Source organism: Vibrio sp. (genome assembly GCF_984391705.1).
Genome location: NZ_CFHWOM010000003.1, coordinates 111,553 through 136,794 on the forward strand (window position 1 = coordinate 111,553; position 25,242 = coordinate 136,794).

Below are 25,242 nucleotides of genomic sequence, written 5' to 3' on the forward strand. Positions count from 1 at the left end.
CTATTTGAACGTTGACCAAATTGGCGCATGATCAGAAGGCTTTTCGATACCGCGCAGTTCATAGTCGACATCGGACTCAATACATTTCTCAGCTAGTTTTGGCGTAGCCAGAACCACATCAATACGTAGGCCGCGGTTGTCTGGGAAGCCTTTAGAACGGTAGTCAAACCACGAGAAACGATCGTTTACGTCTGGATGGATCTGACGGAACGTGTCAACAAAGCCCCAATCTAGCAAGGTTTTCAACCATTCGCGCTCTTCAGGTTGGAACGAACATTTACCTGTCTTCAGCCAGCGTTTACGGTTTGGTTCACCAATACCAATGTCCGCGTCAATTGGACTGATATTAATATCGCCCATGACAATCAACTGCTCATCATTTGTATGGTGATCGTTTAGGTAAGTCATGAGATCTTTGTAAAACTGGCGCTTATAAGGGAATTTTGTTTCGTGGCTAATATTGTCGCCTTGCGGAAAATAACCGTTGAGCACAGTCACTTTTTCACCATTATCGTCTTCTAACGTCACCATAATCATACGTTTTTGGTGATCATCAGTATCTGTCGGAAATCCTTTCTGCACAGAAATAGGGTCCTTCTTGCAGAGCATCGCGACGCCGTAATGCGCTTTTTGACCGTGAAAGTAGACTTTATATCCCATCGCCTCGACGTCTTCGAGTGGGAAGGCCTCATCATGAACCTTGATTTCTTGTAAGCCAATCACATCAGGTTGGTGTTTATCGATGACTGCTTGCAACTGGTGAAGTCTGGCGCGAAGCCCGTTGATATTGAAGGAGATGACTTTCATCCGGATTCCTTTTTATTTTTCTGTGACGAAATTTATATGATGTTACCACTTTCTCTCTAACTACACGAAAGTAAAGCGAACGTTTGATTTCTATTAACATATTCGTAAACTTTTAATTGATATATCAGCCTATTATGTTGTAATTAATTTGTTAATTTTTGCTCGCTGTTGGTAGATGTGCAAAGCATCTGCTTATAAGGATGTAATATGCGAACTCTATCTGTTCAATGGAAAATTTCTTTATTGGCTGGGTGCTGTCTGTTACTCACGTCACTATCTCTCATTGGTTTCTCTATCTATAACGCTGTTTCTAATCAACAACTAATTAAGCAGCAAAGTGCGCAATCTGTACTTAAAAAGTCAGAGCAATTAATCGAAACCCAAGCGCTACTCAATGCTACCGAAGTATCGGAATATCTTAACGAGGCACTTTATCGAGCGGAAATGCTTGCCTCTAGCGCGATGTTTCAAAAGGCCAACAGTGAAGAGAATTTTGGTGACAGTGAAGAGCTACGCACCGCATTAGATGAGATGGTTCGCCAATCAGTGCTCAACTTTGACGCAATCCAAGGCGCATACCTTGTTTTCCAACCGGATATGTTGGATGGAGAGGACTCGAACTATGAGAGTGCGGAGTATGTCGGTTCGAACGAAAAAGGGCGTTTTGCCCCTTACTGGCGAACAGCTGAAAATGGCGAGAATATTGTTCCTAACGTTTTGACTGAAGCAGCATTAGAAGCGAATAAAAACAGTGAGCGATTTTTCTGCCCGCTTTCTAGTGGAGAGTCTTGTATTTCGTCTCCTATGAGTCTGTCACATGAATCAGGAAGCTTTCTCGCTTCCTCGATATCTGTTCCCATTTCTTTAGAGGAAATCGTGGTTGGTTTCTTTGGTATTGATCTGCGTCTTGATCCTCTCAAGGCTTTGGCTACAGGTTCCGATGCTAAGCTATTTGAAGGGCAAGGTACCGTTTCAATTGTCAGTTTAGATGGAACCTTGATCGCAAGTGATGATGCTTCGAAGTCGTTAGGACAGCCTTTCAATAGCACTTTGGTGTCGAACAGTCAGTTGACGGATTTGCTGTTTGGTGGAGCTGTCGATACTCACTGGAGTGAAGATGGTGAGTGGTTAACGGTTTTTGCCCCAATTATGGTCGCTAATCAAACATGGGGTGTGCTATTTGATATGCCTCGTAGTAGCGTGCTTAGAGATGCGGAACAACTTGATTCTATTATCAGCCAACAAGTGTCATCGAGTATTCAAACAGAAATACTGGCAGGAACCGCACTTGTTTTGTTCGGACTATTTACCGTTGCATTTATGGCCTCCCGCTTGGTTAAGCCGATTCGTGAGGTTGTCGCGAGATTGGATGATATTGCTTCGGGGGAAGGCGACCTTACTCAGCGGATTGAAGTGAAGTCAGGTGATGAAATCGGACAACTGGCTCAAGGTTTCAATCTATTTTTAGGTAAACTGCAAGAGACAATTAAGGACATTATTGATACCACCATGCAGGTTGCTGCAACTACAGAACAATCGAAGGTGGCAGCACAGAATACAAGTAGCAGCAGTGATGCGCAGTTTAAAGAAGTGGATCTAGTTGCGACTGCGTCGGAAGAAATGACCCAAACTGCAGGATTGGTAGTGCAAAACGCCGAAATTGCGGTGCGTGAAGCAGGAAAAGCCAATGAAGCAGCGTCCGTTGGTCAGCAAGTTATTGAAAAGTCACAGCAAGAAATGGAGCATTTAGTTGAGCGAATGACGGCTGCGGTACCTGTAGTCGAGGAACTTGCGAAAAATAACGCAAACATCACTGAAATCTTAACGGTGATTGAAGGCATCTCTGAGCAGACGAACTTGTTAGCATTAAATGCCGCCATTGAAGCTGCTCGAGCGGGTGATCAAGGAAGAGGTTTCGCGGTGGTTGCTGAGGAAGTAAGAAACCTAGCCAGCCGCACACAATCGTCTGTGGGAGAAATTCGAGATGTGATTGCCAGCGTGCAGTCGGGGACGCAAGATGTCGTAGCGGCGATTCAAGAAGGTAATGAGCTAGCAAAAGACTCCGCGAATCAAGTCGAGCAAGCCGTGGGAGAGCTTGAGCATATTTTCACTTCCATTGCGTCAATCAACGACATGAACAGCCAGATTGTTAAAGCGGCAGAAGAGCAGCAGTCTGTATCCGGTGAAGTGAATCAGAGCGTAAGTAACATCAGAGATCTGAGCGCGCAGATTTTGTCCCAAGCTGAGGAGTCAGAAACAGTAAGCGTGCAAATTAGTGAACTTTCAAAGAGCCAACAGCAGTTGGTGAATCAGTTTAAGGTGTAAAACCAAGCTAAAGCTTAAAAGTAAAAGCCGCAGATTTCTGCGGCTTTTTAGTTAAATTACTAACTCTTAATCTAAGTACCAATATCCACGATTGATCAAATCCGTCAGTAGGGATATCCAGCTATCAGACTGGATAGGGTAACTCGTTTGATTGATATATGCGTTGTCACACAATAGAGAAGCAAACTTTGCATCAGATATTTGAAAGCGCTCACCGTTGATGAAAACATGCTGCCCGTCGTTGCTATGGTAAAGGGCTCTTAAACCAGAGGTTTTCACTACATTACCTTGGGCATCCAAATGTGAGTAAACTTCTTCTGGCGAGTAGGTTTCGTCGGGCTCCACGATATCAAGTTGGTGTCGAGATTGGCTTAAGCTCGTTGCCAAAAAGGTTTCTACATCTTGTTGAGATTCTAGAGCAGATTTAAGCATTTGAGTGAGCAAAGCGAGATCAGAACTAAGGATTTCCCCATTATTTGCCTGGGTCTTCATTGCAGGGTTATGTAAATGAACATCCCCTTTTTCATTTGCTAGAATGTAGTCAGCAAAATGGCTGAGTAGCTCTTGTTCTTTCGGCGAGCGAAATCCCATGGAATAACTCATACTGGGCTCTAGTGTGTTACCTTCATGTGGGAAGCCTGGCGGAATATAAAGGACGTCACCAGGTTCTAGAATCTCATCTATAATGGCGTCAAAACCTTCAATTTGTCGTAGCGCCCCTTGAACAGATTCTTGATATTGCCCCTTGTCTAACGCGCCGACTCGCCAGCGGCGTTTTCCGCTACCTTGGATGATGAATACATCGTACTGATCAATATGAGGACCAACGCCACCTTCCGGCGCCGAATAGCAAACCATCAAGTCATCAAATAGCCACTGGGGGAGTTGTTTGAACGGCTCTATTAGCTCAGCTGCACCTAAATGCCAATGATTACAAGCTTGGACTATAAGTTGCCAATGGCTTTCGTTAAGTTGAGAGAACAGCGATTCTGGTAGCGGGCCGTGCTGGGCTTTCCAATGACCATTATGGTTAGAGACAAATCGAGAATCTATCTCTTCTTCCATCGTCAAGCCGGCCAGTTCTTCTGGAGTAATTGGATCGATAAAGTCCTTAAAGCCCTGCTTAATAATGGTGGGTTTTTTGTGCCAGAACTCCGTTAAAAAAGCATCGAGGTCAATACTCAGTTGATACATTATTCAGACTGTTCCAGCTTACTTTCTAGATCAGACTTAACGATGTTTATCGCTTCTAGTGCAACTTTAGGATCGACTTCGTTACTTTCAAGAAGGTAAATAAGATCGACGGCGAGTTTGATTTCGTCAGGTGCGTTATCAAGTCCAGAAGGGGCGGAAGACATCTATTGATTTCTCTCTCGATAGGTAATTTGATTTTCTATTTTCAGCTTTGCTTCTTGGCAGCGCTTTAAGCGTTGCTCAGTCGCAATCAGTTCTTGCTGAGCGGCTTGTTGTTGGAATGGGGGAGCATATTGTAGCGCTAGCTCTTTATCTCGCACCATCTCCATTAGACGTCTTTCCCACTCTTGGTGCTGGGAAAGGTGTTGATACAATTCATTGATTGGTTTTTGGAAATAACTGCGATGTTTGGGTTCATTTTTGCGAATGGTCGTTGTTGCTAATTCCCTCTGAATAGCACTGATTTGAGAGAGCAGTTTTTCACTCAAATACTCTGCTCGCATAGCAGTTAACTTTCCGGCTGCTTCTTCGCGAATGATACTATCTAGTGTTGATTGCGTTTCTTTCACACAAGGTACCAGCAGTTTGGATTTGCTAGCGAAAAGGCGTTCGTCAAAGAGAGGTAAATGATGTTCACCTCGTTTTCTATCAACAGCCGCTGCTTGAAGTGCTAACTCTTCCAGGGTATTTGACAATTGTTTTATACGACTCATAGGGCGACAAACCACGCTTCATAGGCAAGTTTCACTGCGAGAATACTGACCACAGTAACAAAAACGGGGCGGATAAACTTTGCACCAAATCGAATCGCTGAATGAGCACCGACGAAAGCGCCTGCCATCAAGCACACCCCCATGGTTAAGCCTAGCACCCAGTCGATGTGCCCAAGAATCGCAAACGTCACCAATGATGTGAAGTTACTGGTGAAGTTCATTGCTTTGGATAATCCAGAAGCGAGAAGAATATTGAGCTTATAAAGTGCCATTGAACTTACTGTCCAAAAAGCACCAGTACCGGGACCTGCAACACCATCATAAAAACCTAATATCAAGCCTTGGCCATACTGCTTTTTGTTTAAAACGGGACAAGGTTGAGGCATCTCATTTTTATTTGCATTGGGTGTTTTATGCCAAATGGTATAAATCGCTGCGGCAAGGATAATGAGAGGGAGGATTTTCTCTAGCCACTCTGTACTAATTAAATCAACAAACAGTGTACCAAGTGTCGCTCCCACCAAAGTAGAAACAAACGCCCGCTTCCAACAACGAGGCTTGAATAATCGCTTCCGGTAGTAAGTAAAAGCGGCTGTAGAAGAAGCGAAGGTCGCTGCCAGCTTGTTTGTACCAAGAGCAATATGCGGAGGCAGACCCAATGAAAGCAGAGCTGGGACGGTGAGCATCCCCCCACCGCCAGCGACAGCGTCTATAAATCCAGCAGAGAAAGCGACAATGGCCAACACCAACAGCATGGTTGGCTCAAACAATTCCATATAGTTATCTTTTTATGTTTGTAATTAGTATTCAATCACACGTTTAAACGGTGGTAGGGAGTCAAGCAATGATTTGCCATATCGTTTAGTGACAATACGGCGATCAAGGATGGTGACTTTACCAGAATCCCTCTCTTTACGCAGCAGACGACCCACCGATTGGATCAGTTTTTTGCTCGCTTCTGGAACAGTTATCTGCATAAATGGATTTCCGCCCCGATTTTCAATGTATTCCGCATGGGCTTGCTCTACTGGTGAGGTTGGCACACCAAAAGGAATTTTCGTGATAATCAGGTTTTCCAATAGCTCCCCAGGGAGGTCGAGTCCCTCAGAGAAGCTGCCGGTACCAAATAGCACGCTTGTTTTGTTGCATTGAACTAAGGTTTTATGTTTTTTGAGTATTTCTGTTCGTGACTCTTTACCCTGAACTTGAAGTGCCCAACCTCTTTTAACAAAATATGTTGAAAGTGCTTCTGCAACCTGGTTCATTTGCCAATAAGAAGAGAATAAAACTAAGTTGGCCTGTTTGTCCTCAATTAAGTTAGGCAAAATATCGATAAGATATTCCGTAAACTGTGGAGCTTGTGGTTCATACTTCATTTTAGGCACATGTAGCTCCGCTTGGTTTTGATAATCAAATGGAGAAGCTAATGCGAGAAAGCGTACCCCGTCTTCCTCTTTTTCACTTACTCCAGCTTGTCGACAGAAAAAGCTGAATGAGTTAAGAGCGCGCATGGTGGCGGAGGTGAGTACAGCACCAACGCATCGACTCCATAGCTGCTGGTCAAGTTGCCAACCCACCTCTAACGGGGATACGTTGACGATAAAATCACCTTCTCGCTCTGGGCTCACTTCTAACCATCTAGCAAGTGGAGCTCCTTTTTCGCGTTGAGGCTCTGCCATCAACTGCCACACTGCCGCTAGGTTATCCATTCTTTGAATAAAAAAGCCCAGTTCAGCTAGAGCGGGTTCAGCAAGTCGGTTGGACACTTCACCATCTTTTACGCGTTCTGCTATGAGGTCGGCGATTTTTCCAACGGCTTGTGCGCCTTTTTGCGAGAGCTTTTTGAGTTCTTTGGACTCTTCCTCCAACCAGGTAGGCAGTTCTCCATTTTCAAACCTGTAGATATTCTCATCAAAATGCGCAGGGTCAAATCGAGTCGCTAGCTGGGATAAAGAGGGTATAAGTTGTTGCACCGCATCCTGCAGTTCGTTACGAAATCGGCTTACACGTTTTTCATCGGCCATATTGGCAAATTTTGTGACCGATTGATTTAAACGCTCTAGCCAGCTCGCCGCTCCCTTTAAGCTTGCTGCAGCAGAAGAGTGGTCTCGTGCAACATGAGGAAGGTGGTGGGCCTCATCAAAGACATAAATGGTGTTTTCAGGTTCAGGCAAAATAACCCCGCCGCCAAGGTCAGCATCGGCCATCACTAGGCTGTGGTTCGCAATGATGACATCAGCTTTGTCCATTTCGGAACGAGCTTTCTGGAACGGGCAGCCACGGTGTGCGGGCATACTACCATTACAACTATGTTTGTCGCTGACGATCAATTGCCATATGGCATCGTCAATCGGTTTTGGCCATGAATCTCTGTCACCGTCCCATTTATTCTCCGCCAGCTTTTTATACATCAGCTCAAGTTGGTCGATATCTTTCTTTTTAGGTTTTGTTTCAAACATCGCTAGCTGCCCGCCATCGACTCCTGATGCAGTCGCTAACTTTTCAGCACAGCAGTAACGCTGTCTTCCTTTCGCTAGAAGAAACGAAAACTCGCGATCGGTAAGCCTTCTATATAGAGGAAGATCTTTATTAACGAGTTGTTCCTGCAGCGCGACGGTGGCAGTAGAAATCACCACTTTGCGATTATTGAATAGGGCAACAGGAATTGCGGCCATTAAATAAGAGAGTGACTTACCAATTCCGGTACCTGCTTCGGCCACGATGATACGGGTAGATTTGTGATATTCGCCGCACAAGGTTTTGGCTATTTCAGCGACAAGATAATTTTGGGCGCGACGAGGTACAAAGTTTTCCAGCTGAGACTGTAGGTTTTGATAACTGTGGCGTATGGATTGTTGAATTTTACTGGTTGTCATGCGGAGCTCTCTATAGCGGGACGGGGATAATAGCACACTTCTCTAAGTACTACTTAGCTCACGAAATAGAATCCTTAATCAACAAATGTGGATCTTGTTCACAAAAAAAAACTGAACCATCAGGAACTTAGAATAATTTCTAAATGTAAAAAATATATAACTCTAATTAGTTGTGTCTGTTAGTGTATTAGTCTGATTTGGTAACTTTTTTCGCGTTCTTTTGGAGTTTAATTTTGTCTTTATGTTTTTATTTATTTTCCCTTCCTAGCTAGTATCTGCTATGAAGCTGGTCGTAAATTACACGCAAAATTATGCAAGTTGTTGTTTTATATTGATTTTATGTTTTTTTACTTGGTTTTTTTAGAAGATTTGACACGCAGGATAATCTTTTGCAATCTAGACCCCGCAATTTAGATGGCGATGGCATCTGACCAACAAGAGTTCAGAGTCATCATCAAAAAACATAAAGGGAACCGGATAAGGATTTCCCAGTTTAAGAAAAGGCAGTGGATTATTATGAAAAAGACTCTAGTAGCTCTTTCAGTTATCATGGCAGCGACGTCTGCTCAAGCGATTGAACTATACAACCAAGACGGCGTATCTGTAGACCTTAAAGGTGACGTGGAAATTCGTTACAAAAAAGGCACTGCAGACGGTTCTGAAATGAAGCAAGAAATCGATGACGCGGATTTTGGTTTTGACACTCGTTACGCAGTAAACGATGAACTAAAAATTGGCGCATTCTTAGAGTTCTCTGGTGATAACAACGACCGTGCTTCAGGCAATACGTCTGTAGGTAACGTATATTTCGGTTTCTACCACACTGAGTTTGGTACACTGAAAATTGGTAAGCTTGACACTCAACTAGACGATGCTGGTATTGGTTCTGACTACCTATTTGGTGTTAATTCGTTCTTCAAAGATGCTAATTTTGGTGGTGAAGAGGCAGTACGTTACGACCTAGACAAGGGTAACTTCTACTTCGGTCTTGGTCTAATTCAAGACAAACACAACGCTCAAAACATCGGTGAAGACGGCAACTACTTTGATCTTAAAGTTGGTGCCCGTGTAGCTGATTTCGACTTTACTGCATTCTACGGTTCTGCTGACCTTCAAGGTGCAGGCATGACTGTAGAAGAGAAAGAGTCTCTTCTTGCTCTTGAAGCACGCTTTGCTGGTGTTGAAAATCTAAATCTAGAAGCTGGTTACTACCGTGTAGAATCAGATCCAAAAGGTGGCGATAAAGAAGATGCTAACACGGCTGCATTCGCTGCTGACTACACGATGGACAAAGTTACTTTTGCAGGTGGTCTAAGCAACACTAGCTACAGCGAAGATGGTAAAGATTCTCACACTGACTGGTTCTTGAATGCTGGTTACGGCATTGCTCCTAATACAACTGTGTACGCAGAAGTTGGCGGCAACAATAAAAAAGATTCAGAGACAGGTTACGGTGTAGGTATCAAAGCTTCATTCTAATTGATGCTTAAGCACTAAGTACATATGAGCCACCCCTCGGGGTGGCTTTTTTTATACTAAGTATTTAAAAACATTATGTGTTTTTTGTAGATTAACTGTTAATATCGGACAGCAGAAATTGGAATTTCTAGAGAGTGTGAATATGAAAAAGTGGTTTGTGGCTCTTTTAACTTTTATGAGTTTTAGTGCAAGTACTGCAACTCTGAACCCAGAAAAAGGGTTATCAATCTTATATATCAATGGCCAAGAAAGCGAATCGAGCATTTCTTCGCAAGATATACCCTACGGGCTGGTGCAGGTGGTTTTGCGAACAGATAAAAACATCGGCCGAGGTAACTCTGCAAAAGTATTTACGTCAGATCCTTATGTCGTCTCTTTTGAAGTAACTGGTGATGAAGTTAAAATTAAAAACCCACCGACTCGCAGTATACAAGAAGCCGAAAAGTCATTTAAGAGTGAATCACCTGCTTGGGTGATACTACAAGAAGGAATAAAAACAAGCTACGAACAGGAAAAGCTTCCTTCCAAGTCAACAGTTTTTCCTTATGTAGCAATAGATTCCTTAGTGGCTGAGTACAATACATCTAAAGGTATTTACTTTGATAATGGTTTACTAGTTTCAGCTCCAGTTGCAAAACCTGTAGCTACGATAGAGTCGTCGCCTAAAGCTGTTAAAGAAATGGCTCCAAATATGAAAGAAGTAGTGATATCAGATACATCGAGTGTTGAACAACTTAAAGCTTGGTATCTAAAAGCTTCTAAACAAGAGCGCAAAGAATTTCGTCGTTGGATGATTGATCAAGAATAATTATTCATTGATGTTTTACTAAAAGAAAAGGCTTCCTACAGAGAAGCCTTTTCTCTATTCCAATATTGGTTATTGAAAACAATTAGGAGACTTCAACGCAGACTGAACCGCTGCGACAAGCTTCTCAATATCTTCATAGTGACTGATAAACGGTGGCATCATATAGATAAGTTTGCCAAATGGGCGAATCCAGACACCTTGCTCCACAAAGTGGGCTTGAATGACTTCCATATTTACTGGATGAGTTGCTTCCACGACGCCAATCGCTCCCAACCATCGTACCTCTTTCACCAACGGGCTGTTGGTTAAGCTAGGTAAAAGTTCTGAAAAAGCGCTCTCTATCTGCTTGGTTTGCTTTTGCCATTGTCCGCTTTCTAGAATCTCCATACTCGCGTTTGCGACCGAACAAGCTAACGGGTTACCCATAAAGGTCGGTCCATGCATAAAGCAGCCTGCTTCTCCACCACAGACAGTATCTGCGACATCTTTCGATGCTAAGGTGGCGGAGAGTGTCATATACCCACCCGTAAGGGCCTTACCAACGCACAGAATGTCTGGCTTGATATCAGCGTGTTCACACGCAAACATTTTGCCTGTACGACCAAAGCCAGTCGCTATTTCGTCTAAGATCAACAAGACACCATAATGATCGCAAAGCTCACGAACACCTTTCAGGAAATTTGGATGGTAAATTCGCATCCCTCCAGCGCCTTGGACGATAGGCTCCAGAATTACTGCCGCGATCTCGTTATGATGATGAGTGAGCTTATCTTTAAAGCTCTCTAGATCACTTTCATTCCAATCTTGCCAGAAGCCTGTTGTTGGTGAATCCGCAAAGATATGCTCCGGCAAAAAGCCTTTATAGAGCGAGTGCATAGAGTTATTTGGATCAGTTACAGACATCGCTGCAAATGTATCGCCATGATAACCGTCTCTTAAGGTTAAGAATTTGGAGCGCTGCTCTCCTTTTGCATGCCAGTATTGGAGTGCCATCTTTAGGCTCACTTCTACTGCAACTGAACCGGAATCTGCCAAAAACACGTGTTCCAAATTGCTTGGTGCTACGCGAAGTAGCTTTTTACAAAGCTCGATTGCAGGTTCATGAGTAATACCGCCAAACATCACGTGAGACACTTTATCTATTTGATTATATGCAGCAGCGTTGAGTGCTGGGTGGTTGTAGCCGTGGATAGCCGACCACCACGAAGACATTCCGTCAACGAGTTGAGTACCATCTTCGAGTTGTATTTTAACGCCATTCGCTGAGACAACTGGGTAGCAGGTCAGAGGTGTCAGTGTAGAAGTGTAAGGATGCCAGATATGACGGCGATCGAAAGCAAGATCCATCGGCAGAGCTCCATAGATTACTGTTTGAAATTTAATCGCTTGTAAACTTTTAATTTTCTTAATTGTTGACAGTCTACATGGCCGAGTTAGACTAGCCAAGTAACAAATCTAATAACTAAAGGAATGCACGTGGAAGTACGTCATAATTGGACCGTTGCAGAAGTCCGAGAGCTAATGGAAAAACCTTTTATGGACTTGCTGTTTGAAGCGCAGTTAGTTCATCGTCAATTTCAGCAACACAATCATGTGCAAGTAAGCACTCTTTTGTCGATTAAGACAGGCGCTTGTCCTGAAGATTGTAAATATTGCCCTCAAAGCGCACGTTACAAGACCGATGTTGAGAAAGAGCGTTTAATGGAAGTTGAGCGGGTTCTTGACGCTGCACAGAAAGCCAAAAATGCGGGTTCAACTCGCTTCTGTATGGGAGCTGCGTGGAAAAATCCTAAAGAGCGTGATATGCCTCACCTTCGAGAAATGATCGAAGGCGTAAAAGGTATGGGCCTTGAGACCTGTATGACATTAGGCATGCTGACTCCTGAGCAAGCAAAAGAGCTCGCAGATGCAGGCCTTGATTATTACAACCACAACCTAGACACCTCTCCTGAGTTTTACGGCAATATTATTACGACACGTACCTATCAAGACCGTTTGGATACGCTTTCCCATGTGCGTGATGCCGGGATGAAGATTTGTTCTGGTGGCATTATTGGGATGGGAGAAAGTGTTAACGATCGCGCGGGTTTGTTTGTCGAGTTGGCGAATTTACCTACACACCCTGAGAGTGTTCCTATCAATATGCTAGTTAAAGTTAAAGGCACGCCTCTTGAAGAAGTGGATGATGTTGAGCCTTTTGATTTTATCCGCCTAATTGCAATTGCTCGCATCATGATGCCTCAATCGGCTGTTCGTTTATCTGCGGGCCGTGAAGATATGAATGAGCAAATGCAAGCTCTGTGTTTTATGGCTGGTGCTAACTCGGTATTTTACGGATGTAAGTTATTAACAACGCCAAATCCATCTGAAGATAAGGATATGATGTTGTTCAATAAGTTGGGTATCAATAGTCAAGAAGTTTCCCAGAAACCGGATGAAATTGAAGAGAATGATCTCCTTGATCGTGTTGTCGAGCGTGTAGCAGCAAGACCGACTAAAGAAGATTTATTCTACGATGCAAGCGTTTAAAACTCGGATAAGCGAAGCTCTAGCGACACGGTCAATGCAGGGATTGAGCCGTCAGTTAAGTGAAATTACCGATGGTAATAGCGTGACTCTGACGCATCGCGATGTTGAGTTCGTTAATTTTTCTAGCAACGATTATTTGGGGCTAGCAAATGATAAAGAGCTTGCTCAAGCCTGGCAGAAAGGCATCGACTTATTTGGTAACGGGAGCGCGGCTTCGCCATTGGTCACTGGATTTAGTCCCGCACATGTGGGGCTAGAGTCTGCACTTTGTGAGTGGCTAGGCTTTGAGAGAGCTGTTTTGTTTAGCTCGGGTTTTTCGGCAAACCAGGCACTGATTTTTGGTTTGTTAGAGAAAAATGATTTGTTACTGCAAGACAAGCTTAATCATGCCTCGTTAATCGAAGCGGGCATGTTGTCTCCTGCTACGATGAAGCGCTTTACGCATAATGATGTGAACTCTTTACAAAGGTTGCTGACTGGACACGCACTTGTTGTTACTGAGGGCGTGTTTAGTATGGATGGCGACCTCTCTCCACTGCAGAGTGTTCGAGAAGTTGTAGATGCGGAGTCTTTACTTGCCGTTGATGACGCGCATGGGATTGGCGTTTTAGGTGAGGAAGGGCAAGGTAGTTGCCATTTGGCTAAGATTAAGCCAGACATTTTAATTATCACGTTTGGTAAAGCTTTCGGCTTATCAGGCGCTGCGATTCTTTGTGATAAGGATATCGGAGAATATATTACGCAGTTTGCTCGGCATTATGTGTACTCAACAGCGATTCCACCATCTCAAGCTTATGCACTGACCCACGCAGTTGGTATGTTGCAGACCCAACATTGGCGGCGAGAAAAACTGAGTGAACTTCAAGCGGCATTCAAAGAGCAATTTCAGAACTTTGATGGCTATGTTGAAACGAGCACTCCAATTAAACCCTTGATATTAGGTGACTCGACGTTCGCTGTAGGTGTCTCGCAAGCGATGAAAAAGCGTGGTTTTTGGACTACCGCCATTCGTCCACCTACGGTTCCTAAGGGGACTTCTCGCCTTCGAATTACATTGACTGCAAATCATGAGTTAGCACATATCTCAAAGCTGGCTAAAAGCCTAGACCAAGTAATCAACATAAGTGAATAGGGTAGTTTGATGGAACAAGCCGTAGACATAAATCCATCTCTATACACAGACAAATCAGCGATAGCTGAAGCGTTTGGTAAAGCCGCGAGTACGTATGACGCTCATGCCGCGTTTCAGCGAGATGTTGGCCAACGCTTATTGGACAATATGCCTTTGGACTTATCGGGTAAAAAGGTACTCGATGTCGGTTGCGGTACTGGGTATTTTTCTCAGTTGCTTCGAGCAAGAGGCGCAGAAGTTGTATGCTTCGATCTATCCGAAGAGATGCTGCTCGCAGCAAGGTCACGATGCGGTGTAAGCCATATGAGTTACCACCAAGGAGATGCAGAACAACTTCCGTTTAAGTCCAACACATTTGACTTTGTGTTTTCGAGTTTAGCGCTTCAATGGTGCCAGGACCTAGCTATCCCTTTAGCGGAAATGCGCCGTGTTACCAAAGCGCATGGTGGAATTTATTTTTCTACGCTAATGGATGGCTCTCTTTATGAGCTTAAGAAAGCCTGGGCCAAAATTGACACATATCAACACGTCAATGAATTTATAGGTGCCAATCAGGTAAAAATTGCGTTAGCGCAATCTGGATGTCATAGCCATCGTCTAGACTTGGCCTCGATCACAGTTTGGTACGACACGGCTTTTTCTCTTATGCGTGATTTAAAAGGCATTGGCGCAAATCATGTTAACGGTCGCTCTCATGGCTTGACCAGTCGTAAAGCTCTTCTTGATGTAGAGCGTGCATACCGAACATTCAAAAACCATCAGGGTCTTCTGCCTGCAACATATCAGGTTTGTTTAGGGGTTATACATCGATGATTGATGCATTTTTTATTGCTGGTACGGATACCGATGTTGGAAAAACAGTTGCTTCGAAAGCAATTTTAAACGCACTTGCCGAAAAAGGTTTAAACACAATTGGCTATAAGCCAGTTGCAGCAGGTAGCGAAAAAACCGAACAAGGCTTCCGTAACTCGGATGCACTTTATTTACAAAACGCAGCAACTGTGGAAGTGGTTTACGATGACGTCAACCCTTACGCGTTAGAGCTGCCAGCTTCTCCGCATATAGCAGCACGTCATGAAGGTATCTCGATTGAGTATTCAGTGCTAAGCGATAAACTTTCACAACATAAGCAAGGTTCCGACATTGTGTTAGTGGAAGGTGCTGGAGGGTGGAGAGTGCCTGTTTCCGACAGTGATTGCCTCTCTACTTGGGTACAAAAAGAGAAGTTACCTGTTGTGCTAGTTGTTGGAATAAAACTCGGATGCCTTAGTCATGCAATGTTAACGTATGACGCGATTAAAGCTGACGGATTGGAAGTGGTGGGCTGGGTTGCTAACCGCGTTAACCCTGGAACGGAGCATTACGCTGATATCATAGAGATGCTTGAACAAAAGATAGATGCGCCGAAGATTGGTGAGATCCCTTATGTTCCAAGTGTTAAGCGTAAAGGTTTAGCTAAATATATTAATGTTGATCCATTGCTTACAAAATAATGTTAAGAAATGAAAAAAAGGGCAGCCAAATGGCTGCCCTTAGTTTTTAGTCGGTTAGAGTATTACTTTTCGTTACTCAATCCCATCATCGCTTGTTGCATCTCTAGGGCATGTGCTTGCGCAGGCTGCTCCGAGGAGATACCAAGTTGTTGTTTCGCTTCTTCCTCTGAAATACCAAGGTGACAGCAAAGTAGATCAATAGCCATTTGATAGTTGCTAGTTTCAACCATGATGTTATCCCTTATTCACATGGATTTTTTATCTAAGCAAAATCTAGCAGGTTTGGCTAAAGGTACAATAAGACCAAAGTCTAATTCTTTTGCTGTACGCTTATTGGTTTATCTGTATTCATAATGTGCTTCAATACCAAGTGTGAGAAAGGGTTAAATATCTCATCTGAGAAAACAAATGTTTCAATTTGCGACTTAACCTTGTTTTTAAAGCAGTTAGACTATATCTATAAGTTAAATCATTTATTGATACTGTTTGAGAGCTTCTCAAACAGACAAATAATAATAAGCTTCCAGTTTCGGAGAAAAGTAATGAAGCGTGTAATGTTGTTCCTCGCAACCAACCTAGCTGTTGTGCTAGTGCTAAGTGTTGTACTAAATATTGTTTATGCTGTAACGGGGATGCAGCCGGGAAGTTTGTCTGGCCTACTCGTGATGGCCGCAGTTTTCGGCTTTGGTGGTTCGTTCATCTCATTGATGATGTCAAAAGGTATGGCACTGCGCTCAGTTGGCGGAATGGTTATCGAAAGCCCTCGCAATGAGACAGAGCACTGGCTACTTGAGACTGTTCGACGTCAATCAGAGCAAGTTGGTATTGGAATGCCAACAGTAGCGATTTATGACTCTGCAGACATCAATGCCTTTGCTACAGGTGCTAAACGTGACGATTCTCTAGTAGCAGTTTCAACGGGTCTATTGCACAACATGACTCGCGATGAAGCTGAAGCGGTTCTTGCTCATGAAGTCAGTCATATTGCAAATGGCGATATGGTTACGATGACGTTAATGCAGGGTGTGGTTAACACGTTCGTAATATTCTTGTCGCGCTTTATTGCTAATATTGTTTCTTCAAATGGTGATGAAGAAGAAGGCGGCAGCAACATGATGGTTTACTTTGGTGTATCCATTGTTCTTGAGCTGGTGTTTGGTTTCCTAGCGAGCTTTATTACTATGTGGTATAGCCGCCATCGTGAGTTCCACGCCGATGCTGGTGCGGCTCAATTAGTCGGTAAGCATAAAATGATTGCCGCATTAGAGCGTCTAAAAGTGAGCCACGAGTCTCAATTAGAAGGATCTATGATGGCGTTCGGTATTAACGGTAAGCGCTCAATGACTGAGCTGTTGATGAGCCATCCTCCACTTGATAAGCGTATCTCGGCGTTACGTAATTCTTGATCTCATCTATAATCTATTGAAAAGGCTTGGCTTTATGTCAGGCCTTTTTTGATCCAATTTTCTGCTTCATTCGTAACTATTCTTTAAATATACGCAACTTGATTTGTACAACTTTCGTTGATGTCCTATTCTTGAATTTGTTGTACAAAAATATTAGTTGTATAACTTTTGTGGAGAAAAGGATGAACGTAGAGTCTGTTGGTACGATCTATCAACGCCTAAGTAAAACAAATTTGTACTTGCTCGATGATGTATATCATCAAGACGTGGTTTTTGAAGACGCGGCACATCGTTTAGAAGGGTGGGATGCCCTTCAAAAGTACTTTTCTGCACTTTACAGTAACGTTAAACGTTGTGATTTTGATATCAAAGAACATCAGCAAGTCGGAGATAGCGGTTTCTTGACTTGGACGATGACACTGGAACACCCCAAGTTACAAAAGGGCAATAAGGTCGAAGTCCAAGGCGTAAGCCATTTAAAATTTGCCAACGGTAGGGTGATCTATCATCGTGATTACTTCGACTTAGGTGAAATGCTTTATGAGAATCTCCCATTGCTTGGTTCTGTCATCAAGACGATTAAGCAGAGGCTAGGGCAATGAGCCGGGTCTTAGTGACGGGAGCAACGTCAGGAATTGGCCTTCAACTGGCGAAAGACTATGCTAAACAAGGTTGGGACGTCATTGCTTGCGGTCGCAACAAAAGCAAGTTGAGTGAACTTGAAGCCTACTCACCGCTCATTACGTCGTTGTCTTTCGATCTTACCTGTCTGGAGAGTACTAAAACTGCAATAGCAAGCTTATCACACACGCCAAGCTTGTGGATTTTTAATGCTGGCGATTGTGAGTACATTGATGATGGTTTAGTTGATGCGCTTTTAGTCAAACGTGTCTTTGACATCAATGTTATAGGCCTCGCCAATATCATAGAAGCGTGTCAGCCAAGATTTTCCAGTGGCCACAGGGTGGCAATCGTAGGCTCTATTGCGAGTGAAGTCGCCTTGCCTAGAGCCGAAGCCTATGGTGCATCTAAAGCCGCTGTCAGTTATATAGCGCGAGCGCTTCAGCTGGATCTGAAGAATCAGTCCATCAATGTTTCAGTTATTTATCCAGGCTTCGTTGAAACGCCTTTAACAGACAAGAACACTTTTCCCATGCCTATGCTGGTGAGCGTGGAATACGCTTCGAATGCGATCCGAAAGGGGCTCGCTAAGGGCAAGGCTCATATCTACTTTCCTAGTCGATTTACCTCCATCTTAAGACTGATCGGTTCGTTGCCTTATCGATGGCAAAACATAATCACAGCAAAGCTGATATCAGAGTAAAGGAAACCAAGAATGAAAATAGCAATTATAGGAACTGGTATATCGGGGTTAACATGTGGCTACCACCTTTGTCGACAACATGATATCACTTTATTTGAAGCCAACGATTATATTGGAGGTCATACCGCCACCGTAGATGTAAATGTAGGCGGTAAAGAGTACTCCGTTGATACAGGTTTCATCGTTTATAACGATAGAACTTACCCCAACTTCATGAAAATGATGGACGAGATAGGTGTGAAAGGGCGCCCGACTCAAATGAGTTTCAGTGTTCGCAACGATTCATCTGGTCTTGAATACAATGGTCACACCGTTTCGACTTTGTTTGCGCAAAAACGTAATTGGGTTAATCCTAAGTTCTACTCATTCATTTTTGAAATTTTAAAGTTTAACAAAGCTGTGAAGCATATCGTCGAACGTGGAGAAGGTCAGAACAAGACTCTAGGTGACTTCCTTCATCAGCATGGCTTTAGCGAATACTTTTGCGACAACTACATTCTGCCCATGGGGGCGGCGATTTGGTCTTCTACCCTCGCGGACATGAGAGCCTTCCCTTTGGAGTTCTTCGCTCGATTTTTCCTAAATCATGGGCTCCTTGATGTCACTAACCGACCTCAGTGGTATGTGATAGAGGGAGGGTCTAGAGCTTACATCGAACCTTTGACTGCGAATTTCAAAGATAAGATTCGGTTATCTACACCAGTAGAGAAAGTCACCAGAGACTCCTTAGGAGTGAGTGTCCACGCTTGCGGTCGAGTAGAACGGTTTGATCAAGTCGTGTTTGCTTGCCACAGTGATCAAGCACTGGCGCTGTTAGAAGATGCGGCAACTATTGAGCAAAATATCCTTCAAGGTTTAGCGTATCAAGAGAATGAAGTTATTCTTCACTGTGATGAATCTTTGCTTCCTAGATCTAAAGCCGCTTGGGCTTCATGGAACTATCGCTTGTACGGTGGCGAAGATGAACAAAACCAGCGACCAACCCTCACTTACAACATGAATATACTCCAGCATATCGATTCAACCACGACATTTTGTGTGTCACTGAATAGTTCGGAAAAAATATCCCAAGAAAAAATCTTACGTACGTTTAGTTATCATCACCCAGTATTTAATCAGCAATCATTTGCTTCACAGCAGCGAAGAAATGAGATAAGTGGCCTAAACCAGACTTGGTTTTGTGGTGCCTATTGGTACAACGGCTTCCATGAAGATGGTGTGCGAAGCGCTTTGGATGTCGTAAAAGGGATCGAGTCGTTAGCAATTAGTCAGCAGCATCAAGGGGCTGCGTAATGAAACTAGAAAGCGATAATGGCTCACTTTTAATTGGCCGTGTAAGACATAGGCGCTTGTCTCCGGTCAAGCATGAGCTCAGCTATCCTCTCTTTATGCCTTGCTTAGATTTGGACAAAATCGAAGAGTTGGAAAAGTCAGTGTGGTGCTTTGGTCGACGCTGGTGGCATTGGGCTAGATTTAAACGTGATGACTATTTAGGGGATGGTGACTTAAAGCTGGCGGTTCAAGATAAGGTCTTCCAGTTAACTGGCGAGCGACTCACAGGCAAGGTCGAAGCTGTCCTCCATTTGCGTTATCTGGGTATCTATTTTAGTCCTGTAAACTTTTACTATGTCTACAACGATGACGGTGCGTGGAAATATCTCCTCGCTGAAGTGAGCAACACGCCTTGGAATGAACGTCATTACTATGCGGTTCCAGCTTCTAGCGCATCTAATTATCAGCATGATAAAGCGTTTCACGTTTCTCCATTCAACCCGATTGAACAAATGTATCAATGGAAAGTTAAGCCTTTAGATACAAGGTTGTTTGTTCATCTTGATTGTCATCGAGAGCGTAAGGAATTTGATGCGACGTTAACGATGAAAAAGCATCCGCTATCTTCTAAGAGTTTATTAAAGCAACTGATCGTTACTCCGATTATGGCAGTAAAAGTAGTGACAGGAATTTATTGGCACGCATTAAAACTTTGGTTTAAAGGGGCGCCTTTTTATTCTCACCCTAAATACCAGGTTAGCAACAGCACTCAGCATAAGAGAAAAGAAGTCGAGGAGCATCGAACATGATTAACTCTCAAGTTATACCGTTTCCAGGGCAATTGACGACTGGACAAAAAACGGCACGTACCATTGCATTCAATTGTTTATATAAAATTAATGTTGGGTGCTTAACGGTCGTGGAGTCCTATGATGACGCACAACCTCACCAACGAACAGTTTTCGGAAGTCCCCGCAATGACGAACCTCAAGCGTTAATTGAAGTGAAGAATCCTGCTTTCTATGCTCGCTTGCTAACGGGGGGAAGCATTGCAGCCGGAGAAGCCTACATGGAAGCATGGTGGGACAGTCCTGATCTTACTACCCTCATGGAGTTAATGGCGCTCAACTTGTCGGCGTTGGATTCTTTAGAGAACAGAACCAGCCTCTTATCGAAAATCTCTTACAAGGTGGCTCACTGGCTAAACCGCAATACGATTGCTAACTCACAAAAGAATATACATGCCCATTACGATTTGAGTAACGATCTTTACCAGACCTTTCTTGATGACAAGATGCTCTACTCCTCTGCGATCTTTACAAGCCCAACAGACTCTTTAGAGCAAGCTCAGATCAATAAGATGGAGCGTTTATGTCAACAGCTCAAATTGAAAGCATCCGATAGGGTGATTGAAATTGGTACGGGTTGGGGAGCGATGGCGATTTACATGGCAGAGAATTACGGCTGTCATGTAACGACAACCACGATTTCTGAAGAACAGTACTGTTACGCCGAGGAGCAGATTCAAAAGCGTGGCCTGCAGGAAAAAGTGACTCTGCTTAAAGAAGATTATCGTAAGCTAGATGGGCAGTACGACAAACTTGTTTCTATAGAAATGATTGAAGCAGTGGGTAAGCAGTTCTTGAACTCTTACATTCAAAAGTGTCAATCGCTGTTAAAACCTAAAGGCTTGATGGCCATACAGGCAATTACTATCGCCGATCAACGTTACGACTACTACAGTGACAATGTTGATTTCATTCAAAAGTACATTTTCCCTGGAGGCTTCTTGCCGTCAGTAACTGCGTTAACTCAAGCTGCGACAAAACGTAGTGACCTAGTTTTACGTGATTTGTTCGACATTGGTGGCGATTACGCCAAGACGCTTAATCATTGGTATTCGCGCTTTAACGCTGCTGAGTGCCGCGTAAGAGAGCTGGGGTTTGATGATACGTTCATTCGAATGTGGAATTATTACTTTTGCTATTGCGAGGGAGGCTTTAAGGCGAAGAGTATCAGTACAGTGCATATGACATTTGAAAGGCCCTAATATGAGTACTCAACGGTTAATTATCTATTCTACTTGGTTTCAAGTGATTTGGTTTTTAGCCATTATCGGCCAACATGAGTGGCAGTGGTTAACGTTAAGTCTAGTATTGGCGACTCTGTTTTTAAGCTCCAAATACGAGGACTTCAAGCTTGAGCGTTGGTTGATTTTGCTAGCGGTTGGCATCGTTGTAGATTACACCAACTTTCTAACAGGCCTGTTTCAGTTTGACAGAGACTCTTTTCCTCTATGGCTTACAGGGTTGTGGGCCATTTTCCTTTGGTATGCATTTTATCTTGTTCCTTTTTTGAACCGTTATCCCGTCTGGATCGTATCTGTAGTTAGTGGAATTTCAGGAGCGTTGAGCTACCTTGCAGGGATGAAGCTAGGCGCTGTTGAATTCACAATGGGATTACCCACGACACTCGCGATTCTTTTTCTACAGTGGGTTGTGATAATAAATATTGTTCTCAAGGTGTACAGTTATGTCCGAGGTATTCAAAAGAATCAAAAGGGGGCTCATTTGTAGTGTTCTAATCTCTTCATCCGCGATGGCATCTTCTGCGCTTGACCACACTGAATGGAGTGGTTGGCCTTCCGTAGGCCAAGCCCAACTATCCGTTTTTATATTTGATGTGTATCAGTCCCGACTACTGGCTCCAGATGGAACTTACAGATTGCAACAGGACATATCACCTCATCCTCTGGCCTTATCTATTGATTACCAACGCGACATTTCTCAGAAACAATTGATAGAGGCTACGTTAGAACAGTGGCATGAGATGGGCTATGAAGAAGGAATTACGATGGAATGGATTAGAGAGCTCGCTCCAATCTTCCCTGATATAGAGCAAGGCCAAAATTTAACCTACGTAACAGACGGTACGAACGGAAAGTTTTACTACCAACCAAGCCCATCAAGCATACCAGAGCTAATTGGTTTAGTGAATGATGAGGTACTTAATGACGCATTTTTGGCTATCTGGCTTTCGCCGAACACAACATACCCTGAACTCCGTTCACAACTAATAGGAATGAATAAGTAATGAGATTGCTGAAAGTCATAATTGCTACTCTGGTTACACTCATGATGGGTTGCTCTGCTGACATAGAGAGTTATCAAAAGGTTGAGCCTCAATTCGAGCTTTTTGACTTTTTCAACGGACAGACTAGGGCTTGGGGAATGGTTCAAGATTATACCGACCAGCAAACGCGACGCTTCACTGTGGAAATTGTCGGTACGGTTGAAGGCGATACTCTGACTTTAGTGGAAGATTTTGTGTTCGATGATGGCGAAATAGACCAAAGAGTGTGGGTGATAACGCATGATGGTAATGGATTTTACGAAGGAGAAGCAGGAGATATTATCGGCAAGGCTCGAGGGCAAGAAGTCGGAAACGCTCTCCAATGGCAATATGACTTCGAATTAAAGTTGGATGGGTCATCGGTTGTTGTTAGCTTCGACGACTGGCTATATCGTCAGGACGAAAATCATGTGTTTAACCTAACGAAGATTAAGAAGTTTGGCGTAGAGGTTGGGCGGATTACGCTCTTCTTTGAAAAGCAGTAACACATCTTTCACCTTCCAAGCACACCCGGAAAAAGAAAGAGGGTTGACGTTCTAGCGTCAACCCTCTCTTTAATGTTTAATGCGTTGGCGATGTTACAGCTTGTCAGTAAGTTCGATTGCTTGACCGATGTAGTTCGCTGGCGTCATTTCTTTAAGGCGTGCTTTCTCGTGCTCTGGAAGCTCAAGACCGTCGATAAAGTTACGCATTGCTTCACCGTCAACACGCTTACCACGAGTTAGCTCTTTTAGCTTCTCGTATGGCTTCTCGATACCGTAACGACGCATTACTGTTTGTACAGGCTCTGCTAGTACTTCCCAGTTTTGGTCTAGTTCAGCTAGTAGCGCTTCACGGTTTACTTCTAGCTTGCTAATACCTTTTAGCGTAGACGTGTAAGCGATGATTGCATAGCCAACACCAACACCTAGGTTACGTAGAACGGTAGAGTCCGTTAGGTCACGCTGCCAACGAGAAACAGGTAGTTTTTGCGCTAGGTGGCCGAATACTGCGTTAGCTAGGCCTAGGTTGCCTTCAGAGTTTTCAAAGTCGATTGGGTTAACTTTGTGCGGCATTGTCGAAGAACCGATCTCACCAGCAATTGTTTTTTGCTTGAAGTGACCTAGGGCGATGTAGCCCCAAACGTCACGGTCGAAGTCGATTAGGATAGTGTTGAAACGTGCAACTGCATCGAATAGCTCAGCGATGTAATCGTGTGGCTCGATTTGAGTTGTGTATGGGTTCCAAGTTACACCTAGAGACTCAGTGATGAACTCTTCAGAGAATTTGTGCCAATCTAGCTCTGGGTAAGCCGATAGGTGTGCGTTGTAGTTACCTACTGCGCCGTTGATTTTACCTAGAATTTCAACGCTAGCGATTTGCTTGTATTGACGCTCCATACGGTACGCAACGTTTGCCATCTCTTTACCCATTGTTGATGGAGAAGCCGGCTGACCGTGTGTACGAGATAGAAGAGGGATGTCGCGGTATTCAACAGCAAGTGCTTTGATAGCATCGATGATGTTTTTGATTTCAGGAAGAATCACTTCATCACGAGCTTCTTTAAGCATCAGAGCGTGGGAAGTGTTGTTGATGTCTTCTGAAGTACAAGCGAAGTGGATGAACTCGTTAACTGCATCTAGCTCAGGTACGCCAGCCACTTTTTCTTTCAGGAAGTATTCTACTGCCTTAACGTCGTGGTTCGTTGTACGCTCGATTTCTTTGATGCGTGCAGCGTCTTCTTCTGAGAAGTTTTCCGCTAGTTCATCTAGAAACTTGTTCGCTTCTGCACTGAATGCAGGAACTTCTGTGATTGCATCTGTAGCTGCAAGCTTCTGTAACCAACGAATTTCAACGATAGAGCGGTACTTTAGTAGGCCAAACTCACTAAAGATGCTGCGAAGTGCAATAGTTTTACTTCCGTAACGACCGTCTACTGGTGAAACAGCAGTCAATGCTGACAGTTCCATGATGTTCTCCTGAAAAATTGAGTTTCGAAATTTTGAGAGCTTTATACCAGTATCTGACGCATTTGTCACGAATATTGCGCAAACGTTTGCGTGAGGGTTGTGTTGGTATAAGACAATATAAAAAAACAAGCTCGCATCCATGTGCGAGCTTGTATTAATTAGGACATTCTAGCGAGTAGAATTTGTGCTTGTTCGACCATCTTCTTACGTCCAAAGATTAGATGCCGACGCTTACCACCAACTTGTTTCCACAGTACAGCACAGCGGATACCTGAAAGTAATAGTGCCCTTACTTTATGTTGATTTCCTGTCTGCTGTAAAACTGTTGGCGTGCCAGTGACCTGGATGCGAGGGCCTATTGGGCTAACTACGTCCAAGTACACACTCGCAAGGTTGCTGATCATTTGATCGTCTAGCAGCTCGAAATGATCGAGTTGTCGTTCGAGCATTTGGATACGGTCACCTAATTGCGCCATTGCATCATTGCGGCCGCTTAGCTTACGTTCTAATGCCATCAAACTAATGATGTAGCGCGTGATTTCACTTCCTGTGGGTGTGCTATCAATGCCTTTTACCAAGCATTCCAACCCGAGTTTAAGGTCTGATTCTCGACCAAAAACACTGACAGTATTATTCGGGTTGGTATTCATGATCGCTTTTAGGGAAGTCTCGAACGCGTCGTTGTCGCAGTGACCGTTTTTCGCTACTTGTTGAACCAAAGCAACTGCTTGGCAAATACCAGCGAATGCGATTGTGCGGTCATATAATGCGTTAGCCACGTAGTGATACTCCAAAATAAATAG

The 25,242-nt window shown here is 43.7% G+C and carries 26 protein-coding genes; 16 read left to right on the forward strand and 10 right to left on the reverse strand.

What is annotated here, in order from left to right; genetic code table 11:
• Complete coding sequence (xthA, locus tag AC4MRV_RS04015) at window positions 1-807, reverse strand: exodeoxyribonuclease III (protein ID WP_491186132.1); 807 nt, start codon at window positions 805-807, stop codon at window positions 1-3.
• 207 nt (window positions 808-1,014) lie between these two features.
• Between xthA and AC4MRV_RS04020 the strand changes: the two genes are divergently transcribed.
• Window positions 1,015-3,132: a methyl-accepting chemotaxis protein gene (locus AC4MRV_RS04020; protein WP_491186133.1), complete on the forward strand. Its 2,118-nt coding sequence runs from the start codon at window positions 1,015-1,017 to the stop codon at window positions 3,130-3,132.
• 66 nt (window positions 3,133-3,198) lie between these two features.
• Here the strand turns inward: AC4MRV_RS04020 and AC4MRV_RS04025 are convergent, their stop codons facing one another.
• The 5 genes from AC4MRV_RS04025 to dinG are packed head-to-tail and all read right to left on the reverse strand — an operon-like array spanning window position 3,199 to window position 7,915.
• The gene (locus tag AC4MRV_RS04025; RefSeq protein WP_491186134.1) at window positions 3,199-4,326 is read right to left on the reverse strand and encodes a JmjC domain-containing protein; all 1,128 of its coding nucleotides are present in this window, start codon (window positions 4,324-4,326) and stop codon (window positions 3,199-3,201) included.
• The gene (gene rsmS, locus AC4MRV_RS04030) at window positions 4,326-4,490 is read right to left on the reverse strand and encodes a pleiotropic regulatory protein RsmS (RefSeq protein ID WP_491186135.1); all 165 of its coding nucleotides are present in this window, start codon (window positions 4,488-4,490) and stop codon (window positions 4,326-4,328) included. The genes AC4MRV_RS04025 and rsmS overlap by 1 nt, the downstream gene beginning before the upstream one ends.
• Window positions 4,491-5,039: a primosomal replication protein gene (locus AC4MRV_RS04035; RefSeq protein ID WP_491186136.1), complete on the reverse strand. Its 549-nt coding sequence runs from the start codon at window positions 5,037-5,039 to the stop codon at window positions 4,491-4,493.
• Complete coding sequence (locus AC4MRV_RS04040; RefSeq protein ID WP_491186137.1) at window positions 5,036-5,815, reverse strand: sulfite exporter TauE/SafE family protein; 780 nt, start codon at window positions 5,813-5,815, stop codon at window positions 5,036-5,038. Before AC4MRV_RS04040 ends, AC4MRV_RS04035 begins: the two co-directional genes overlap by 4 nt.
• A 24-nt stretch (window positions 5,816-5,839) precedes the next feature.
• The gene (gene dinG / locus AC4MRV_RS04045) at window positions 5,840-7,915 is read right to left on the reverse strand and encodes an ATP-dependent DNA helicase DinG (RefSeq protein WP_491186138.1); all 2,076 of its coding nucleotides are present in this window, start codon (window positions 7,913-7,915) and stop codon (window positions 5,840-5,842) included.
• A 516-nt stretch (window positions 7,916-8,431) separates the two neighbouring features.
• Here dinG and AC4MRV_RS04050 point away from each other — a divergent pair.
• Window positions 8,432-9,394 (forward strand): porin, encoded by a 963-nt coding sequence (locus AC4MRV_RS04050; protein ID WP_491186139.1) that lies wholly within the window; start codon window positions 8,432-8,434, stop codon window positions 9,392-9,394.
• A gap of 142 nt (window positions 9,395-9,536) precedes the next feature.
• A complete protein-coding gene (locus tag AC4MRV_RS04055; protein ID WP_491186140.1) occupies window positions 9,537-10,202 on the forward strand; it encodes a DUF2057 family protein in 666 nt (221 codons plus the stop codon).
• 69 nt (window positions 10,203-10,271) lie between these two features.
• Here AC4MRV_RS04055 and bioA read toward each other — a convergent pair whose 3' ends face one another.
• Window positions 10,272-11,549, reverse strand: a complete 1,278-nt coding sequence (gene bioA / locus AC4MRV_RS04060; RefSeq protein WP_491186141.1) for an adenosylmethionine--8-amino-7-oxononanoate transaminase — start codon at window positions 11,547-11,549, stop codon at window positions 10,272-10,274.
• Window positions 11,550-11,678: 129 nt separating this feature from the next.
• Here bioA and bioB point away from each other — a divergent pair, with 129 nt between their 5' ends.
• The 4 genes from bioB to bioD are packed head-to-tail and all read left to right on the forward strand — an operon-like array spanning window position 11,679 to window position 15,356.
• Complete coding sequence (gene bioB, locus AC4MRV_RS04065) at window positions 11,679-12,731, forward strand: biotin synthase BioB (protein ID WP_491186142.1); 1,053 nt, start codon at window positions 11,679-11,681, stop codon at window positions 12,729-12,731.
• Window positions 12,718-13,863, forward strand: a complete 1,146-nt coding sequence (locus AC4MRV_RS04070; protein WP_491186143.1) for an 8-amino-7-oxononanoate synthase — start codon at window positions 12,718-12,720, stop codon at window positions 13,861-13,863. Before bioB ends, AC4MRV_RS04070 begins: the two co-directional genes overlap by 14 nt.
• A 9-nt stretch (window positions 13,864-13,872) precedes the next feature.
• Window positions 13,873-14,676 (forward strand): malonyl-ACP O-methyltransferase BioC, encoded by an 804-nt coding sequence (gene bioC, locus AC4MRV_RS04075; RefSeq protein ID WP_491186144.1) that lies wholly within the window; start codon window positions 13,873-13,875, stop codon window positions 14,674-14,676.
• A complete protein-coding gene (gene bioD / locus AC4MRV_RS04080) occupies window positions 14,673-15,356 on the forward strand; it encodes a dethiobiotin synthase (protein ID WP_491186145.1) in 684 nt (227 codons plus the stop codon). Before bioC ends, bioD begins: the two co-directional genes overlap by 4 nt.
• A 62-nt stretch (window positions 15,357-15,418) precedes the next feature.
• Here the strand turns inward: bioD and AC4MRV_RS04085 are convergent, their stop codons facing one another.
• Window positions 15,419-15,586, reverse strand: coding sequence for a hypothetical protein (locus AC4MRV_RS04085; RefSeq protein ID WP_491186146.1), 168 nt, complete (start codon window positions 15,584-15,586; stop codon window positions 15,419-15,421).
• Between the two features lie 312 nt (window positions 15,587-15,898).
• Between AC4MRV_RS04085 and htpX the strand changes: the two genes are divergently transcribed.
• From htpX to AC4MRV_RS04130, 9 genes are all read left to right on the forward strand, one after another.
• The gene (gene htpX, locus AC4MRV_RS04090) at window positions 15,899-16,762 is read left to right on the forward strand and encodes a protease HtpX (protein ID WP_491186147.1); all 864 of its coding nucleotides are present in this window, start codon (window positions 15,899-15,901) and stop codon (window positions 16,760-16,762) included.
• 182 nt (window positions 16,763-16,944) lie between these two features.
• Window positions 16,945-17,364 (forward strand): nuclear transport factor 2 family protein, encoded by a 420-nt coding sequence (locus AC4MRV_RS04095; protein WP_491186148.1) that lies wholly within the window; start codon window positions 16,945-16,947, stop codon window positions 17,362-17,364.
• On the forward strand, window positions 17,361-18,086 hold the full coding sequence (locus tag AC4MRV_RS04100) for an SDR family NAD(P)-dependent oxidoreductase (protein ID WP_491186149.1): 726 nt from the start codon (window positions 17,361-17,363) through the stop codon (window positions 18,084-18,086). The genes AC4MRV_RS04095 and AC4MRV_RS04100 overlap by 4 nt, the downstream gene beginning before the upstream one ends.
• Before the next feature lie 12 nt (window positions 18,087-18,098).
• The gene (locus tag AC4MRV_RS04105) at window positions 18,099-19,379 is read left to right on the forward strand and encodes an NAD(P)/FAD-dependent oxidoreductase (protein WP_491186150.1); all 1,281 of its coding nucleotides are present in this window, start codon (window positions 18,099-18,101) and stop codon (window positions 19,377-19,379) included.
• Window positions 19,379-20,167, forward strand: coding sequence for a DUF1365 domain-containing protein (locus AC4MRV_RS04110; RefSeq protein WP_491186151.1), 789 nt, complete (start codon window positions 19,379-19,381; stop codon window positions 20,165-20,167). Before AC4MRV_RS04105 ends, AC4MRV_RS04110 begins: the two co-directional genes overlap by 1 nt.
• Entirely contained in the window at window positions 20,164-21,408 is a 1,245-nt protein-coding gene (locus AC4MRV_RS04115; RefSeq protein WP_491186152.1) for a class I SAM-dependent methyltransferase, read from the forward strand. Before AC4MRV_RS04110 ends, AC4MRV_RS04115 begins: the two co-directional genes overlap by 4 nt.
• A 1-nt stretch (window position 21,409) precedes the next feature.
• On the forward strand, window positions 21,410-21,934 hold the full coding sequence (locus AC4MRV_RS04120; protein WP_491186153.1) for a DUF2878 domain-containing protein: 525 nt from the start codon (window positions 21,410-21,412) through the stop codon (window positions 21,932-21,934).
• A complete protein-coding gene (locus tag AC4MRV_RS04125) occupies window positions 21,891-22,451 on the forward strand; it encodes a chalcone isomerase family protein (RefSeq protein ID WP_491186154.1) in 561 nt (186 codons plus the stop codon). Before AC4MRV_RS04120 ends, AC4MRV_RS04125 begins: the two co-directional genes overlap by 44 nt.
• Window positions 22,451-22,975, forward strand: coding sequence for a DUF3833 domain-containing protein (locus AC4MRV_RS04130; RefSeq protein WP_491186155.1), 525 nt, complete (start codon window positions 22,451-22,453; stop codon window positions 22,973-22,975). The genes AC4MRV_RS04125 and AC4MRV_RS04130 overlap by 1 nt, the downstream gene beginning before the upstream one ends.
• Window positions 22,976-23,068: 93 nt before the next feature.
• Here AC4MRV_RS04130 and purB read toward each other — a convergent pair whose 3' ends face one another.
• The gene (gene purB, locus AC4MRV_RS04135; RefSeq protein WP_491186156.1) at window positions 23,069-24,439 is read right to left on the reverse strand and encodes an adenylosuccinate lyase; all 1,371 of its coding nucleotides are present in this window, start codon (window positions 24,437-24,439) and stop codon (window positions 23,069-23,071) included.
• 158 nt (window positions 24,440-24,597) lie between these two features.
• Entirely contained in the window at window positions 24,598-25,218 is a 621-nt protein-coding gene (gene hflD / locus AC4MRV_RS04140) for a high frequency lysogenization protein HflD (RefSeq protein WP_491186157.1), read from the reverse strand.
• Window positions 25,219-25,242: the final 24 nt, after the last annotated feature.

Bases quoted from the DNA above. Each gene is read 5' to 3' on its own strand.
- xthA (WP_491186132.1), bottom strand. From the start codon at position 807: ATGAAAGTCATCTCCTTCAATATCAACGGGCTTCGCGCCAGACTTCAC.
- AC4MRV_RS04020 (WP_491186133.1), top strand. From the start codon at position 1,015: ATGCGAACTCTATCTGTTCAATGGAAAATTTCTTTATTGGCTGGGTGC.
- AC4MRV_RS04025 (WP_491186134.1), bottom strand. From the start codon at position 4,326: ATGTATCAACTGAGTATTGACCTCGATGCTTTTTTAACGGAGTTCTGG.
- rsmS (WP_491186135.1), bottom strand. From the start codon at position 4,490: ATGTCTTCCGCCCCTTCTGGACTTGATAACGCACCTGACGAAATCAAA.
- AC4MRV_RS04035 (WP_491186136.1), bottom strand. From the start codon at position 5,039: ATGAGTCGTATAAAACAATTGTCAAATACCCTGGAAGAGTTAGCACTT.
- AC4MRV_RS04040 (WP_491186137.1), bottom strand. From the start codon at position 5,815: ATGGAATTGTTTGAGCCAACCATGCTGTTGGTGTTGGCCATTGTCGCT.
- dinG (WP_491186138.1), bottom strand. From the start codon at position 7,915: ATGACAACCAGTAAAATTCAACAATCCATACGCCACAGTTATCAAAAC.
- AC4MRV_RS04050 (WP_491186139.1), top strand. From the start codon at position 8,432: ATGAAAAAGACTCTAGTAGCTCTTTCAGTTATCATGGCAGCGACGTCT.
- AC4MRV_RS04055 (WP_491186140.1), top strand. From the start codon at position 9,537: ATGAAAAAGTGGTTTGTGGCTCTTTTAACTTTTATGAGTTTTAGTGCA.
- bioA (WP_491186141.1), bottom strand. From the start codon at position 11,549: ATGGATCTTGCTTTCGATCGCCGTCATATCTGGCATCCTTACACTTCT.
- AC4MRV_RS04070 (WP_491186143.1), top strand. From the start codon at position 12,718: ATGCAAGCGTTTAAAACTCGGATAAGCGAAGCTCTAGCGACACGGTCA.
- bioC (WP_491186144.1), top strand. From the start codon at position 13,873: ATGGAACAAGCCGTAGACATAAATCCATCTCTATACACAGACAAATCA.
- bioD (WP_491186145.1), top strand. From the start codon at position 14,673: ATGATTGATGCATTTTTTATTGCTGGTACGGATACCGATGTTGGAAAA.
- AC4MRV_RS04085 (WP_491186146.1), bottom strand. From the start codon at position 15,586: ATGGTTGAAACTAGCAACTATCAAATGGCTATTGATCTACTTTGCTGT.
- htpX (WP_491186147.1), top strand. From the start codon at position 15,899: ATGAAGCGTGTAATGTTGTTCCTCGCAACCAACCTAGCTGTTGTGCTA.
- AC4MRV_RS04095 (WP_491186148.1), top strand. From the start codon at position 16,945: ATGAACGTAGAGTCTGTTGGTACGATCTATCAACGCCTAAGTAAAACA.
- AC4MRV_RS04100 (WP_491186149.1), top strand. From the start codon at position 17,361: ATGAGCCGGGTCTTAGTGACGGGAGCAACGTCAGGAATTGGCCTTCAA.
- AC4MRV_RS04105 (WP_491186150.1), top strand. From the start codon at position 18,099: ATGAAAATAGCAATTATAGGAACTGGTATATCGGGGTTAACATGTGGC.
- AC4MRV_RS04110 (WP_491186151.1), top strand. From the start codon at position 19,379: ATGAAACTAGAAAGCGATAATGGCTCACTTTTAATTGGCCGTGTAAGA.
- AC4MRV_RS04115 (WP_491186152.1), top strand. From the start codon at position 20,164: ATGATTAACTCTCAAGTTATACCGTTTCCAGGGCAATTGACGACTGGA.
- AC4MRV_RS04120 (WP_491186153.1), top strand. From the start codon at position 21,410: ATGAGTACTCAACGGTTAATTATCTATTCTACTTGGTTTCAAGTGATT.
- AC4MRV_RS04125 (WP_491186154.1), top strand. From the start codon at position 21,891: ATGTCCGAGGTATTCAAAAGAATCAAAAGGGGGCTCATTTGTAGTGTT.
- AC4MRV_RS04130 (WP_491186155.1), top strand. From the start codon at position 22,451: ATGAGATTGCTGAAAGTCATAATTGCTACTCTGGTTACACTCATGATG.
- purB (WP_491186156.1), bottom strand. From the start codon at position 24,439: ATGGAACTGTCAGCATTGACTGCTGTTTCACCAGTAGACGGTCGTTAC.